Annotated in this window: 14 protein-coding genes and 1 tRNA gene; 2 read left to right on the forward strand and 13 right to left on the reverse strand. The window is 56.0% G+C overall.

Annotation, left to right across the window (positions count from 1 at the left end):
* Positions 1 to 164 precede the first annotated feature (164 nt).
* The 13 genes from AH68_RS00235 to AH68_RS00290 all read right to left on the reverse strand — a co-directional run bounded on the left by AH68_RS00235 (position 165) and on the right by AH68_RS00290 (position 12,771).
* Positions 165 to 1,010 carry an ABC transporter ATP-binding protein gene (locus AH68_RS00235; protein ID WP_201772597.1) on the reverse strand — a complete coding sequence of 282 codons (846 nt, stop codon included), beginning with the start codon at positions 1,008 to 1,010 and terminating at the stop codon, positions 165 to 167.
* 42 nt (positions 1,011 to 1,052) lie between these two features.
* Entirely contained in the window at positions 1,053 to 2,186 is a 1,134-nt protein-coding gene (locus AH68_RS00240; RefSeq protein WP_201772598.1) for a taurine ABC transporter substrate-binding protein, read from the reverse strand.
* 60 nt (positions 2,187 to 2,246) lie between these two features.
* Positions 2,247 to 3,074 (reverse strand): ABC transporter permease, encoded by an 828-nt coding sequence (locus AH68_RS00245; RefSeq protein WP_039196565.1) that lies wholly within the window; start codon positions 3,072 to 3,074, stop codon positions 2,247 to 2,249.
* 38 nt (positions 3,075 to 3,112) lie between these two features.
* On the reverse strand, positions 3,113 to 4,186 hold the full coding sequence (locus tag AH68_RS00250) for an iron-containing alcohol dehydrogenase family protein (RefSeq protein ID WP_201772599.1): 1,074 nt from the start codon (positions 4,184 to 4,186) through the stop codon (positions 3,113 to 3,115).
* Positions 4,187 to 4,283: 97 nt separating this feature from the next.
* Positions 4,284 to 5,627, reverse strand: coding sequence for an aminotransferase class III-fold pyridoxal phosphate-dependent enzyme (locus AH68_RS00255; protein ID WP_039196570.1), 1,344 nt, complete (start codon positions 5,625 to 5,627; stop codon positions 4,284 to 4,286).
* A 225-nt stretch (positions 5,628 to 5,852) separates the two neighbouring features.
* Positions 5,853 to 7,052: a PucR family transcriptional regulator gene (locus tag AH68_RS00260; protein ID WP_039196575.1), complete on the reverse strand. Its 1,200-nt coding sequence runs from the start codon at positions 7,050 to 7,052 to the stop codon at positions 5,853 to 5,855.
* A gap of 65 nt (positions 7,053 to 7,117) precedes the next feature.
* Entirely contained in the window at positions 7,118 to 7,837 is a 720-nt protein-coding gene (locus AH68_RS00265; protein WP_039199610.1) for a sulfite exporter TauE/SafE family protein, read from the reverse strand.
* A 296-nt stretch (positions 7,838 to 8,133) separates the two neighbouring features.
* A complete protein-coding gene (locus AH68_RS00270) occupies positions 8,134 to 8,595 on the reverse strand; it encodes an Hsp20/alpha crystallin family protein (RefSeq protein ID WP_039196577.1) in 462 nt (153 codons plus the stop codon).
* Positions 8,596 to 9,321: 726 nt separating this feature from the next.
* Entirely contained in the window at positions 9,322 to 10,968 is a 1,647-nt protein-coding gene (locus AH68_RS00275; RefSeq protein ID WP_039199612.1) for an ATP-binding protein, read from the reverse strand.
* A 120-nt stretch (positions 10,969 to 11,088) separates the two neighbouring features.
* The gene (locus AH68_RS10490) at positions 11,089 to 11,280 is read right to left on the reverse strand and encodes a hypothetical protein (protein WP_144245671.1); all 192 of its coding nucleotides are present in this window, start codon (positions 11,278 to 11,280) and stop codon (positions 11,089 to 11,091) included.
* 75 nt (positions 11,281 to 11,355) lie between these two features.
* Positions 11,356 to 11,438, reverse strand: a tRNA-Leu gene (locus AH68_RS00280).
* Positions 11,439 to 11,668: 230 nt separating this feature from the next.
* On the reverse strand, positions 11,669 to 11,917 hold the full coding sequence (locus AH68_RS00285; protein WP_034255222.1) for a hypothetical protein: 249 nt from the start codon (positions 11,915 to 11,917) through the stop codon (positions 11,669 to 11,671).
* A gap of 368 nt (positions 11,918 to 12,285) precedes the next feature.
* Positions 12,286 to 12,771 (reverse strand): hypothetical protein, encoded by a 486-nt coding sequence (locus AH68_RS00290; RefSeq protein ID WP_039196579.1) that lies wholly within the window; start codon positions 12,769 to 12,771, stop codon positions 12,286 to 12,288.
* A gap of 194 nt (positions 12,772 to 12,965) precedes the next feature.
* On the opposite strand from AH68_RS00290, the gene AH68_RS00295 reads away from it, so the two are divergent.
* Positions 12,966 to 14,321, forward strand: coding sequence for a hypothetical protein (locus AH68_RS00295; RefSeq protein ID WP_039196583.1), 1,356 nt, complete (start codon positions 12,966 to 12,968; stop codon positions 14,319 to 14,321).
* A 97-nt stretch (positions 14,322 to 14,418) separates the two neighbouring features.
* Entirely contained in the window at positions 14,419 to 15,123 is a 705-nt protein-coding gene (locus AH68_RS00300) for a response regulator transcription factor (protein ID WP_039196585.1), read from the forward strand.
* Positions 15,124 to 15,158: the final 35 nt, after the last annotated feature.

The raw sequence follows: 15,158 nt of genomic DNA on the forward strand, positions 1-15,158 counted from the left end.
TGGGGCGTCTGAGTATCCGATTCTGCAGAATCGGACACGTAAGGTTGCTTTGGGGGTGCAGGAGTGTCCGATTCGGGAGAAACGGACGTTTACGGTACAGATTCGGGTCTTCAGATGTCCGATTCGCCAGAATCGGACACGTAGGCTGACTGAGCCTGCGCCCCCTAATCCTGATCGTCCTGCTCGTAGATGGCGGTGGTGATTTGCTCGCGCAGTTTGGCGAAATCCGGATGCTTGCGCATCTTCTCCATATTGTCGGGATCATCCAGATCGCAAGGAATGTCAATCGGGATGTCCATTTTGATGGTGCCGGGATGCGCGCTCATCACAATCACCCTGGTAGCCAGGAAAATGGCCTCGTCAACGCTGTGCGTGATGAAGAAGACGGTTTTCTTTTTCTCCTCCCAGATGCGCAGCAGCTCGTTCTGCAGGCGCTCGCGCGTCAGGGCGTCCAATGCGCCGTACGGCTCGTCCATCAGAATCACATCGGGATCCGTGGCGAGCACGCGGGCGATCTGCGCGCGCTGCTGCATGCCTCCGGAAAGCTCGTACGGACGTCGTTCTGCGGCATCTTTCAGCCCGACCAGCTCAAGATAGTGCTCGGCGATCTGCGCGCGCTCCGTAGGCTTGACTCCCTGCATTCTCATGCCGAATTCCACGTTTTTGCGGACGGTGAGCCAAGGATACAGCGGTGGTTTCTGGAATACGACGCCGCGTCGCGGGCTGGGGCCGTCGACCTTGCGTCCCTGGGCGACGATTTCGCCGTCGGAGGGCTTTTCGAATCCGGCCAGCATGTTCAGCAACGTGGTCTTGCCGCATCCGGAGCGTCCGACGACGCAGATGAAATCATGCTCCTTGATCTGCAGGTTGATGTCATGCAGTGCGGTGACTTCCGCGTTCTCCTGCGTGGTGTAACGCTTGTTGACCCCGCGTATGTCGACGGCGATGCCCTGCGCCGCCATGGTCTGCTTCTCGGTCAGTTCGCTCCATGTCATGTCGTTGGCGTTCATGGTTCAGGTCCTTTCTTGACGGCTGGTGATGCCTGTGGCGCGTCATTCCGCCACGGCGTCGATGGCGTCGGTGTACAGCGCCGTTTCATAGGTGTCGTTCACGGTGTCCAGGCTGTTCTGCGATTTGAGGAATTTCGCTGTGGATTTGAGGATGGCGGGCAGTTCGCCGTGGAACGATTCGCTTTGCGCCTTGGCCTGCGGATAGGTGTATCCCTTCATCTGCGTGAGCACGTCCTTTTTGGCGGTGCCCAGCTGGGATGCGATGGCTTCGGCGGAGCTGTCCGGCTTGGTTTTCAGCAGGCCCGCGGCATAGTCTTCGACGGCGGTCCAGGTTTTCATCGCGCCGGGGTTCGCCGTGATGAAGTCGGTGGATGCGATTTCCATGTCGTACGTCGCGGAGCCGCTTTTGGCGGTTTCGGCGCTGGATGTCACGATGTGCCCGTCGGCGGCCTTCAGTTTGGAAAGCACGGGATCCCACACCCAGGCCGCGTCGATTTCCTTGCGATTCCATGCGCCGGCCATTTTGTCGGGATCGAGGTTGATGAGGTTCACGCTGGTTTCGCTCATTCCCGCTTTGCTCAGCGCGCTCAGCAGGCTGAAATGCGAGGTGGAGCCGAAGGGGACCGCGATGTTCTTGCCTGCGAGATCCTTGATGGTTTTGGCGGATTCGACATTGGTCACCAGCGATTCGGCCTCGCCGATGACGTCATGGATCCATACGATTTTCACCGGCAGGCTCAGCGGTGCGGAAACCGCGCGGACCGAGGGGCTTGATCCCGCCAGGCCGATGTCGATCGAGCGGGAGCCGAAGGCTTGGATCACGTCGCCGCCGGAATTGAACTGGTTCCATTGGATGGTGGCTTTCGGCATGCAGGCTTCTAGCAGGCCGAGATCCTTGACGATCAGATCGGCGTTCGGAATGGATTGCCATGCGATGCGGATGGTTCCGGTGAAGTCGTCGTTGGTGTCGACCGGGCAGGTGGTTGTGGCGCCGGTGGGGGAGATGCCGGCGATTTCGTAGGCCGTCGGCATGGCTCCGCAGGCCGTGGTGCCGGCCAGCATGCCGGCCGCGATTATGGCGGCCATGCTTTTGCCGAGCAGTCGTGTGGCGTGCGCCGAAGCGTGGGTTGTGGTGCGGTTCGTGGTGTGCGCCGGGAAGTGGGTTGCGTCGCTCATCGTCTTGTCCTCTCTTGTGTGTTGCGTTGCGGATGGTCGGTCCGCGGATGGCCGGTTCGATCAGTCCTTGCCGACCCACGGTGTGACCAGTTTGGTGATGAGCACGATCAGCCCGTCCAGAAGCAGCGCCGCGATGCCGATGACGAAGATGCAGGCGATGGTGAGCGAGGTGTTCAGCTCGGTGCCGGACAGGTAGGCGAGCGCGCCGATGCCGGGGATGCCGTTGTTGAGCTCGGCGGCCACCACGGTGGTCCAGGCGAAGCCGACAGCCAGTCGGATGCCGTTCATGATGGAGGGCAGCGCGCTGGGAAAGATGACGAACAGGAACGCCTTGAAACGGCTTGCGCCCAGTGAGAGCGCCGAATTGGCCCGGTCCTTGTTCACTCCTTGGATGCCTTCCAGGGTGGCGAGCACGATGGGCGGGAACGCGGCGAGGAATAGCAGCCAGATCTTGGTGGTGTCGCCGATGCCGAACCAGACGATCAGCAGGCCGATGTATCCGAGCGGCGGCAGCGCGCGGATGAAGTTGATGTAGGGCAGCACGATGCGGTTGAGCCATTCGACTTCGGCCAGAAGGAATCCGACCAGCATGCCGACGATGATGGCCAGCAGCATGCCGATGCCGATGCGTTCGAGGCTGACCACGAGATGCTGCCATAGGAAATATTGCTGTTCGCCGCAGATGATGCGGCTTGATCCCGGGGATTGCGGACGGCAGGAATTCGCTTCCACGAATGCGCTCCACACCGATTGCGGCGATGGCAGATACAGCGGATTGACCAGGCCGGCCGCGGTCGCGCCCCACCATAGGACGAGCAGCAGCACCAAGGAGAGCAATGCCTGAATGGTGCGTGATCCTTTACGAATGGTTGCCAGTAAGCGTTTCATCGTGCGCTCCTATCCTGTTTGGCATGTGGTTCGGCCGGTCAGTCGGTGCTGGCCAGGTAGTGGTACATGGTGTCGAGCATGTCGTCCGTGATCTCGACGGGATTGTTGTACAGGTTCGGATGCCGGCTGATGCGTACCAGGTCGGCGATCTGCTCCTCGGTGAGATTGAGGTCTTTCAGTCCCGTGCGCATGCCGATCCTCACCTTGAGGTCGTGGATGGCATCGGCCATCGCGTCCACATCCTTGAAGCCGATCCCGCGGGCGAACTCCTGCACGCGCCCGTGCTGCGCGTCCTTGTTGATGCGTGCGAAGTAGTCGAGCGTCAGTCCGCATGCCTCGCCGTGGGGAATGCCGTGGATGTTGGTCAGAGGGAACGAGCACGCGTGGGAGGAGGTGGTTTTGGGGAGTGTGAAGGCAAGACCGGCGATCACGGACGCCTCACACATCTTCTCGCGCGCCTCCTCGTTGTGCGGTTCGGCCACGGCGATCGGCAGATATTTGAAAACGAGTTTGGCCGCATGCGCCGCGCATGAATCGCAGATCGGCTGGTGTCCTTTGCTCCAGAATCCTTCGATCGCCTGGCTGAGCACGTCCATGCCGGTGCTTGCCGTGATTTTCGGCGGCACCGAGTAGGTCAGCTCCGGATCCACAATGGCCACGCTCGGAAAGAAACCGTCGGACACGATCGGCGCTTTTTTGCCGAGCTTGCGATTGGTGAGCACGGATACGCACGTGACTTCGCTGCCGGTGCCGGCGGTGGTCGGCAGTGCGATGATCGGCAGATGCTTCTGCGGCATCGCCTTGCCGGTGCCATGGTAGTCGGCGATGGAATCGTCGGTCAGACAGATGCTCGCCGCGGCCTTGGAAACATCCATCGCGCTGCCGCCGCCCATGGCGACGACGAATTCGCAATGGTTTTTCCTGATGATTTCGGCACAGGCGTCCACTTCGGTGACGTCCGGATTCGGAGAGAAGTCGGTGAACACGGTGGAGACCGCGCCGTCGCTGGCATCGATCAGCCGTTGCGCCTCGCCGGAATCGACGAAGAACTTCGGAGTGACCATGATGCCGTCATGCAGCCCCATCGCTTCGGCGATGTCCTTGATCTCCATCGCCCTTCCCTTGCCAAATCGGATCGTCACTGGTTGCGCGTAATCCCAAAGCATCTTGCCTGACCTTCCTTCCTGCTGTCGTGTGTCGCGCGATCGCTTAGTCGCACAGGTTCTCGTCGACCCAGGTGAGCACCTTGTCGAGCTTCGGCAGTTCCTCTTCCAGTTGCTCGGCGGTGATGATCAGCGGCGGGCAGATGTTGATGTTGGTTTCGCGGCCGAACGTGGAGAATCCGAGATCCATGAGCTTCGCCATGATCTGCGGCATGACGGAATTCGGCGTGTGGTACGGGGCCATGAGTTCCCTCGTCTCCTTGTTCTTCACGATGGTGAGCGCGGAGAACAAGCCGATGCAGCGGGCTTCGCCGACGCACTTGTGCTTCTCCACCATGCTTTCGAGGAACGGCTTGAGAATGCCTTCCATCTCCTTGACGTGGGCGCACACGTCATGCTCGAGGTAGTAGTTGACCGCGGCGACGCCGGCGGCGCAGGCGAGCGTATGTCCGGAATAGGTCAGCCCGCACTGCAGCACATGGTCGGTGAAATAGTCGGAAATCCGCTTGGAGACCACCACACCGCCCAATGGCACGTAGCCGCAGGTGACACCCTTGGCGAAGGTGAACATGTCGGGCTTGACGTCGAAATTCTGCCAGGCGAACATCTTGCCGGTGCGCCCGAAGCCGGCCATGACCTCATCGCAGATCATGAGGATGCCGTACTTATCGCACAGCGCGCGCACGCCTTCCATGTAGCCTTCGGGCGGAAGGATCACGCCATTGGCGCCGACGATGCTTTCCATCAGAATCGCCGCGACGCTGTCCGGCCCCTCGTACTGCAGCTGCTCGTCCAGGCGATGCAGATAGTCGGCGGTCACGGTGGCATCGTCCACGCCACGGGTATAGCCGTCCTCATACATGTTCGGATTCATGAAATGCACGAAGCCCGGAGCCGAGCCGCCCAGCTCGGTGGCGAAACGACGCCAGTCGCCGGATGCGTTGGAGGCGCCGATGGTGGAGCCGTGGTAGCTGCGGTAACAGCTGAAGATCTTCGGACGGCCGGTCACCATGCGGGCCATTTTGATGGCGTTCTCATTGGAATCGGCGCCGCCGTTGGTGAAGAACACACGCTGGTAGAAATCGGGGTCGGCCACGTCGACCAGCATCTTGGCCAGGCGTGATTTCGGTTCGGATGCGTAGGCGGGAGCCATGAAGCACATATTGTCGGCCTGCTCCTTGATGGCATCCACGATTTCGGGAAGCTCATGGCCGAGGTTGGAGCATACGAGCAGCGAGGACATGTCGGTGTAGCGCTTGCCGTCGTAATCCCAGAAATAGATGCCGTCGGCCTTCTTGATGGGCTTGACGGGGCCGCCCTGCTTGTGCCAGGACTGCATGACGTATTCGCTGTGCAGGGATGCGACCTCTTCGCCGGTCAGTTCTTCCATGGTTGTTCCTTCCGCCGTCACATCGGATGGGATGTGCGTCGTGCACAAAAAGCTTGTGCGACGTTTTCCGATGTTGATTTACCAATGCTCGCAATGCAGGAATTCACGTTGGAAATCCTTGCGATAACTTGCATTGTATGAATCCGGAAATTGTGGAACAATGCTGCAGCGCCTAAAGCTATTTGTGCTGCAGCACAAAAGAATGACGGGGTGTGGCCGCCGTTGTCAGCAGTCCAGCAGCTCCCTGACATGCAGTCCTATCGAAAGGGACTCACGCACCGCGAAATCCGACAGATTCACATCGAGGATGTCCTGGATCTTCCCAAGCTTGTAGCTCACCGTGTTGCGATGCACGTACATGCGCTCGCTGGTCTCCTTGATGCTGCCGCTGAACATCAGATAATTGCGCAACGTCTCGGTCAAATCGCCATTGTTGACCTTGTCGTATTCGACGAGCGGGCCGACGGTGTGGTTGTAGTAATCGCGCAATATCTCGGGGTCGCCTACGGACAGCAGCAGCTTGTCGACTCCGGCGTCGTCGTAAAGGAATGGCGTTTCGGATTTGCCGCGATGCTTCTGCAGACGTTCCAACGTCAGTCCCTGACGATAGCTTTTGCCGATGCAGCGAGCCGATTTCGTGATTTTGCCGATGCCGATGAACATGCGTTCGTCGTCATGCGCGATCGCCATGCATGCCGACAGCATCTCACGTGTGATCGTCGAAATTTTGTCGGCGTTGTAGCGGGCGAACACCATCACTATCCGATGGTCCATGGCGAATTGCGCGATCTGCCACTGATGCTGCGTGATCAGGGATTCGAGGGCGTCGCGGAACATATCGATGCGCGCGTCCGCCACATGCGGCAGCGCGCATTCGGCGGTGGGCACAGTGGACACGCAATCCATCACACCGACGCTGTAGTTCCAATCCTTGCCGAAGCCGTTCTGCTCAAGCGTGTCCAGGTAGAGTTCCTCGTTGGCCGGCCATTCGATGGCGTTCTTCAGGGCGACCCCCAGTTCGAGGGTGTATTTCTCGCTCAGGGTGATCGACAGGCTGAACTGGTGCATGATCTGCGCCATATGCTCGTTCCACGGCACGCGGAACAGGGGGAAATCGTGCTCGTCGCAGAATCGTATGGCGTTGGGGCTGATCTGGTGGATGAACGGGCCGACGTTCACCACGATGCCGCTTGCGCCGCATCGGTAGGTGCTGGCCACCAGTTCGGTGAGGCTTTCCTGGCTGTCCAAACCGATGCCGGTGGTGAACGCGATCTCCTGGCCTTCGAGGAATCCCGCGATTTCCTCGTTCTCGACCATGTGCACCCAGCGCACCGGCTGGTTGAGGCCAGCTCTTCCGGCGATCAGCGTGATGTCATGCTTCTGCGCGCGGGCCTGGTCGAAAAGCTCCTGCAAACGAACGGTCATAGCTGGAACTGTACCGGTCGTTTGTAACGGTGCGGCCCAGTTGTCCGCGCCTATGGTGTGTGGGCTTATAGGAGTATGGACGCGCCGGAAACGATGAGCAGTACGTAGGTCAGCTTCAGGAACGCCGTTTGACTGATGCGTTTCTGCAGCGCGTTGCCGATGAAGACGGCTGCGATAAGCGGCGGAATGCTGATGAGGGTGAGCAGCGCCGCATGTGTCGTCCAGGCGCCGGCTGTGATCTGCTGGACTCCCATCACCGAATTGAGCGCCACCCACACGCAGGCGACCGTGGCACGGAATTCATCCTTGTCCTTCAGCACGGCTGCCGCATACACCACCAGTAGCGATCCGCCGGAAACGAACAGTCCATGCACGATGCCTGCGCCGATCAGAATCGCAATCAGCGTTCCATGTCTTGGCATGGACGTGGACGGACGGAACAGATTCTTCACGGCGATGGCGATGATGAACAGGCCATATGCTTTTTGCAACGGCGCAAGCGGCAGCAGGCTGTACATCGCAATGCCTACGACCATGCCGACAGCCATGAAGGCGATCATGATGCCAAGTTCACGCCATCGGATATGGCGATGATGCTGGATGCCGAGCCATAGGCAGGATAGCAGCGCCATCATATTGAGCACCACACGTGCTTCATCCGTGCCGATGAGCAGCATTGAGGCCGGCATCGCCAGCACGGTTCCCGCGAATCCGGTGATCGCCTGGATCGCGTTGGAAACGAACAGCACCACAAGAAACAGCGCGTCGCGAAGTGTCTCGTTCATGAAACATACGCTACCGATGCGCGAGCACGGTTTTGTAACGATGCTCAAGCAGATCGCGTTGTATTCGTCGCCACGAATGTCCGTTTCTGCAGAATCGGACAAACAAGGTCGCGTTGATGGTGCGTGAATGTCCGATTCTCCAGAATCGGACACGTGGGGTCATGTTTGGGATGCATATTTGTCCGATTCTGCAGAATCGGACATTCGAAAAACGAAAATGCCGGGCACCTTGCACGGGTGCCCGGCATTGTTTGCTTAGTGATTACCGCGATTCACGGCTTGCAGAGGCCGGGAAATCAGCCTTCGATGGCGATCTGGTGCCTGGCCTCAACCTGCTGCTGCGCTTCGGGCTTCGGCATTTCCAGGCACAGGGTGCCGTCCTTGTAGCTGGCGTGAATGTCGGAATCCTTCACGTCCTCGCCAACGTAGAAGCTACGAGAGCAAGAGCCGGCGTAGCGTTCGCGACGCAGCCAGCGGCCGTTGTCGTCCTTGTCCTCGTGCGAGCTGTTGCGATGCGCGGAAACGGTCAGATAGCCGTTCTGCAGGTCCAGCGAAATGTCGTCCTTCTTGAAGCCAGGCATGTCGATGTCGACCATGTAGCCCTTGTCGGTCTCACGCACATCGGTGCTCATCATGCCTGCGGACATGTTCGGATCGTATGCGGCTGCGCGGTCCATGTTGCGCCAACCCTCGAAGAACGGATCGTCGAACAGGTCGGAGAACATCGTGTCATTCATCAAAGCCGGAAACATTGCCATAATCGGTACTCCTTAAGCAAATGCGCGTTCTGCGCGCGGAGTAATGCGGCTTGGCAGCCGGCCGTGCGATTATCGCTGCGGCGTCACCATCCAGCGACACCGGCGACCGGGTTCGTTGCCGCATCCGGAACCCTCCCGGGCTCCTGACCTTGACCTTTCACTTCATCCAACTCTTCCAGGCCGCGTCCATTCCGCGATTATGCTCACAGTGAAATGCATTGGAAATGCTTTCGATTGCGTGCGCTGTCGGGTGAGGGGATGGTCGGCTCGAGGGCTGCTCGTTTCCGTGGTGGGCAGCTGGGTTTGGCATATTTTTGTTGCATTTTTCGCCATGCCACATTTCCCAGCGGCATAGTGTTAAGCTGGTCTCAGCCGGGGGTCCTCTGCGGCGTTGAAATAAAACGCAATGAGCGGAGGCGTGCTCCCGGCTTTTTCGACTGCTCCCATATCCTCTCGGCGGATTGTGACGTTCTATGCCCTTAGGAGCATGGAGTGTGCGGTGGTTTGGATAGTGTGATCGGCTCCTTTCCGACCGTCGGAGAAGAACGGCGGCGATAGTTCTGTAATTCCATCGTGGAACAGAATCGGCGGAGCTGGTTTAGGCGGTTGGCTGCGGCAGCGAGGTTGTAATTGCTGTGAATTGGCTGCTTGCCGTAGGGGAAAACGCCAAGGGCGGAGTCGCTCTTGGCGCATGACAGGACGCAGTGGATTGGCCAATGTCTCATGTCATATTGCTGTATATCGCGCGTTGCGACCGCTCCCTACCTTTTTGGCACGACCTTCTTTGACGAGTTTCCGTAGTTGGTAGTACGCCTGATTCCCATCAAGGTGCAGCAACTCCATCACATCGTTTTTGCTTACGGTTTTTTGCTCGCGCATTAGCTTGATGATCAATTCGGGATAGCGCACTTTATCGATGCCTGACTGTCTGACGTATTCCACCATCTTGCCGCTGCGTCGATACACTTTTGCTCCCAGCGTGTACGTGCGGCGGGTGCCGGAACCGGCGCTTTCTACGAGTCCAGATTCCGTCAGCTGCCCCAATACAGTGCGCAGGCGCTGATTGCTCATGTCGAGAGAATCCGACAGTGCGTCAAAGCTACAGCGTCTTTCTCGTTTGAGCTTATCCAGAATGAGCAGTCCGTCGAGGGACATGGATTTGCCGCTGCGTTCGCGCTCCTCGGCCAGTAGCTCCACGAACGCTTTGTCAGGCGCGCTCCTGGGCAGGAGAACCGATACTCCGTTTCCGTTGGATCTTGAATAGTCAGGCAGGGGACGGCCATAGTTCAGGGCTCCCTCAAAGATACGGTCGATTCCGCGTCCGGTTCTTTCGGCAAGGCCTGTTCGTTTTAGTGCGTCCATGAGGCATGGGTTGCGTCCGTGTGGTTCCGCGGTAAGTAAGTTGTGGATGTTGATACCTTCCACGAATCCGCCGGGATTGGCAATGGTTAGTCCTGCGTCATCCACTGATACTCGTACCCGTCCGAGAACTGAATAGTCTCTGTGCCCGAATGCGTTCACCAAAGCCTCCCTGAAAGCTCTCTCGTCGAATTCGGGCACCATCGAAGAGAACAGTCCTACATTCAATTCCGTTCCTGGATTCCAAGGGGCGAATGACTCCGCTATTTGCTCTATGGTTTTGAGCAGTGGACCACGATATGTCTTGTTCACCTTGATGTCGGTGCCTACAAGGACTTGGAACGCTGCTTCGTTTGTTGGGACGAGGCGTTGCAATGATTCCTCGCGGCCGATGAGCAGCAGTCCCGTCAAGGTCGGTGTTATATTCCCGTTTGCTGACACGGTGAGTTGCAGAGATTTTTCCAGATTCTCGTCTGAGAGCTCCAGCAGATTTCGGTCGCTGGATTGATAAGTAGCAATGATTCTACGCAGCCGGTCTCGTTCCAGCGGATCGAAATCCTCCCTTGTGGCTTCCGGAACCGGCTGGGCGGAGTAGTCGAGCTTGCCTAGATCGGAAAGACGGGTGACGATTTCATACGGATACATGGGCGCGCTCTCAGGCGTGCCGTCCACTTTCATCATGCGGCGGAGGATTTTCCCTGATCTGGTTGACACCACGCTGTGTGACTTAGGCACGTCGACTTGGATGACGGTGATGTCATCTCCGACTAATTGCGCGCGAACCGATACCGGAGGCACGGTTCTGTTGGCGATCATTGCCGCCAGGCCGATGGGGTCCTGATGCTTACGCTGTGCACCGGTCGGAGTGCCATCGTCTTCGACTCCCAAATATACGCGTCCGCCGTCTGTATTGGCTAGGGCGACAACGGCTTCCACTAATTCGGAATCGGGCAAGCCCTTGATGTCACTTTTGAATTCTTTGGACAGGGTTTCTTTACCGTATTCATGCGCCATTTGCCACCGCCTGCTCTGATTCTCTGAATTTTTCTCTGAATTATACATTCCTTCTCTGAATTCAGAGAAAGAGCTCTGAATTCAGAGAAGGAGACTGGTCGCAAAGCCGATTGGGACCAATCAGGCTTCCTGATTTTGCTTCACACTCTCGAATTCAATGATGATGTTCTTTTTGCCGACTTCTTCGTGCATGCTTCGCACGAATTGCCCGAGAATGCCCTTGGTTCTCACACGGACCGAAGGGACCTTAACCGCATAGATGCTGCCATCGTCCTGTTTCCCTTTACTGGAGGCGCCATCAGTTGTTGCCAAATGTGTTGTCGTAGAAAGGATTTGTTGTTAAAACAAAAGGGCTGGAATCGTTGGATTCCAGCCCTTTTCGGCCCGTGCGAGCGGGGGGAGTTGAACCCCCACGAGCATACACTCACTGCCACCTGAAGACAGCGCGTCTACCATTCCGCCACGCTCGCAGACAATCGACTAATTTACACCTTTACTATCTGTGGCACAAATCGGCGTGTCGCGATGGTTACGGTGTCCGATTCACCCAAATCGGACAGTCTGGGGCGTTCGGATGATGCGTGCATGACTGATTTACCCGAATCGGACACTCGGGTGAGTGGAGGATGCGCTGCGAGTGACCGATTCTGGAGAATCGGACAAATAGACATGCGAATACGCGGCTGTGAACGGGCGTGAATCAAGGCAGCATCAAATCGGTGCCGCCGAGAAAACGGTAGCCGCCGTCATCCAGCAATCGGGTTTTCGCAAAATGTAAGCCCAGGAGCGTGGCTTGCACCTCGTCGATGCCGTAAATGACATGCTCCCAGACGGTCTGTCCAGAAGCGTCTTCCAGACGAACGTTTACACTCCAGGTGTCCTCGTCGATTTGCGGTTCGGAAACCGACAACACCCGATCTCCACCCTCGTATTGGAATTGTCGCTGCATGCTCGTCTCCCATCAAATGCGTGTATCTTCGATTGCGGGTTGTTCGCTCTTCGGGTCAGAAGATAGTGTTTGGCTATTTGTCGCATTGGAACTTTTTCCCGCTAGGCAGGCGGCATAGGCTGCGGCTACCCCGGCCCAGCATACTGCGGCCGCAGCACCGTGTAGGCGTTTGCATGTTTTCCCTAAAAGTTTATATTCGTGATCACACGTTGCTTTTGAGGAGACTGTGACTGCAGCTGCATTGCTTACTGATGGATTACTGATGGCGCATGGGGGCATTCCCTGAACTGTTGATAATGTACAAGCGAAGGTAATTGTTAGAATAGTTTTCAGCATAATTTAATGTCCTGCGATAACTGATATTGGAATTAAATTAAAATATTCGCCAGAATTTGTGCTACGCAATGTGCAGTGCTTGCGTTTACGCCATGCTGACGGAGGAATTGCTCGATTTTGCCAGCTGCCCAATTCTCAGGTTTTTGCAGAAAGCCGGAGAGATCGCCGAGCCATTTTGCTCCACTGAAAATTTTTGCCGCTACTTTAAGCGCTTTGGCTACATTTCCTACGGCTCCACGACTCTGTGGCACGTCATCCGTGTCATTCAATGGTTGCAAGGCGTTTGCATTTTTAGTGGGGAATATTCCGGAAGCCTCCGCCTCTGCCGGGTAAGCATATTGTTTGTCGGCTGTGGGCTGGACGGAGAGGCTATGTGCTCCGTGTTCGATTGCTGCGCTGTTCGGCACCTCATCCATGCTGGGAAGCGAAGCTTCATCTGCCATTGCTGTCGCGCTCCCCGATGCAAGTGTCGCACAAGCCAAAATAGTCGCAATAACACGTAACGTGTTCTTTTTCATATATATGTCCTTTCGTCAAGTTGACGTGACATCAGTCGAGAGTAGAAGCGTGTTCGCAATTGTGATAGAGTGCTGTCACCTGTTAGGGGGATGTGTCGCATTAAATATTCAAACGGGTGACATTGCTGTTGTACGGAACCGCATTGCGTGATTTACATGATGACGGAATGTGTCCCCCGGTGAAAGGTGTGAATATGCGACGGAAGCAAAATGCATGCGATTCGAACGGTGGCGTACATACTGAGCGCGTGACGGCCGGCATGCATGACCTTACATATGGCTTGAAAGATTTTTTCCGCGAGGTCTTTCTTGATAAGGACGATATCGACTATGAGCGCCGCTTTGACGTGCGTTCCTTGCCATTGCTGGTTGTAGCGATGGCTGCAGGATGGCTCTATTCTCGTGATGGAAACGGATTCTATGCGTGTGTCAGCGCGATTTTTGCTGTTTCCTATACTGTGTATTTCATCGTCAATCGAGGCGTGTACATCGTGCGCCTGTTCCGTGGGGAAAATATTTTCGGTAAACGGCGTGTGAGATGCATGAAATACCGTGGCACGATACATTCGTCGGTTGCGGGCGGGCTGGCAAAAGCCTTGGAAAAATTCGTTGATAACGATACGCTGTATGCGTATATCGGCGGATATGGTGTTCCGTTGCTGGGCACTGCGACAATGATTGCTTATGACGCGTCGCACTGGTTATGGTTGGCATTAGTCGGGGGAGTCTTGTGCGTTGTATATGCGCTGTATTGGCTGATATATGCATTTGTTGCCGCGCATCGGGCGCTTATCGCAGTGCTTGCGGATCGCGATAGGAGATTGGAACAGGCGGGTTATCGCATGACGGTTATGCGCCGAGATGCAAAATTGGCCAGCAGGACGCATGATACGGTTACCGGTGGTCTGTCGTATATTGCCTTTATTGCGCAGCAGCAGCTGGAGGGTAAAACCTTATCGGACGAGGAACGGGTTGCGTGGAAACATATCGATGATGCGGCTCAACGTACGATGGACAATGTTCATGAAGTTATTGATATTCTTGGACGAGATATCGACCCCGCAAATCCCGTTGGCGGCGAAGGGTTTGATTGCGAATCGCAAGAAATACAGATGCCAGATGTTTCTTCATTGGAGAGAATTATTCGCGAGCATTGTGATGAGGGGGATTCTCGGCTTAAGACGCTCGGGTTTGTTGGAACAAGTGAGATTCAGCTGGATGTTGCGGATGCTGATGATACTGGTGAAAGTGTTTGTGCGGATCTGATTGATGAGTGTACAAGTCTGATTGATGAGTTATACACCAATATTTCTTGTCACGCTGATACGAGTCAGCCATACGCTGTTTTTGTCAGTCGCGAGAACGGATGCCTCCGCATCACGCAGGTAAACGCTATAGCGTGCCCGCGCGATGCGCAGAGCGGCTATAAGAAGAAGGTTTCAGGAAGGGGACTTGCGTTTCATCGGAGGATGCTTGACGCGATGAGCGGGTCGATTACTACTTGTGAAGAGGGTGATACTTGGACGCTGCATGTGGTCATACCGTTGTGAAAACAATAGGTTTTGGTGTAGATATTTGATAATTATTCATGCTGAAGCTTTATAAAATATCGCAAGTAATTTGGTGGTTAATATAATGGAAACTAATGTGGAAAGAATTGACAAATCAGTTGAACATATAGGAATAGTCGACAATGATGTGTTGACGTTGAGTGCGTTGTCTAGCTATTTGACTCAACAATTTGGAGACAAGAAAATTTTATGGCGATGCACGCTTGGTAAAAAAGCTGCGGAATTATGTAGTAATTCGCAAACACGTCCCCAGATATTACTCATGGATATGTCATTATCTGATGCCGATGGCGTGCAGATTTGCCAGGAGATTCGGCGTACTGTTGACGATATGCCGATTTTGGCGATTACTTCTTTTCCGTTGCGCCGATATGCTGCTGCGGTGGCTCAGGCTGGAGTGCAAGGCATTGTCGCGAAACGAAATTTGCGCACTATTGCCGCTGCTCTCGAATGCGTTGTATCTGGACACGTTTATCTGCCGTATGAGTTAGCGGAAACCATGCCGGATCTGCATTTTGAGTTGCCAGTACAGGCGCATCGTAGGATCGTGGCAGAGACTCTTGGCGGGCAGGCCGTGAAACCAGTTTTGTCCGATCGGGAAACGGCGATTATAGCCAGGTATGCGCGAGGGCAGACCACACTTCAAGTGGGGGAATGCTTAGGATTATCGGAGAACACTGTCAAGACTTATACCAAGCGTGCCATGGCGAAGCTTGGGGCGAAAACGCGAGGTCAGGCAATAGCCCTCTGGCTGATGCAAACCATGACGCATGGTGTGTGATTTAGGCAGCTTTTATCTCTGATAAACGTATATGT

Source organism: Bifidobacterium catenulatum PV20-2 (assembly GCF_000800455.1).
Classification (GTDB): domain Bacteria; phylum Actinomycetota; class Actinomycetes; order Actinomycetales; family Bifidobacteriaceae; genus Bifidobacterium; species Bifidobacterium kashiwanohense_A.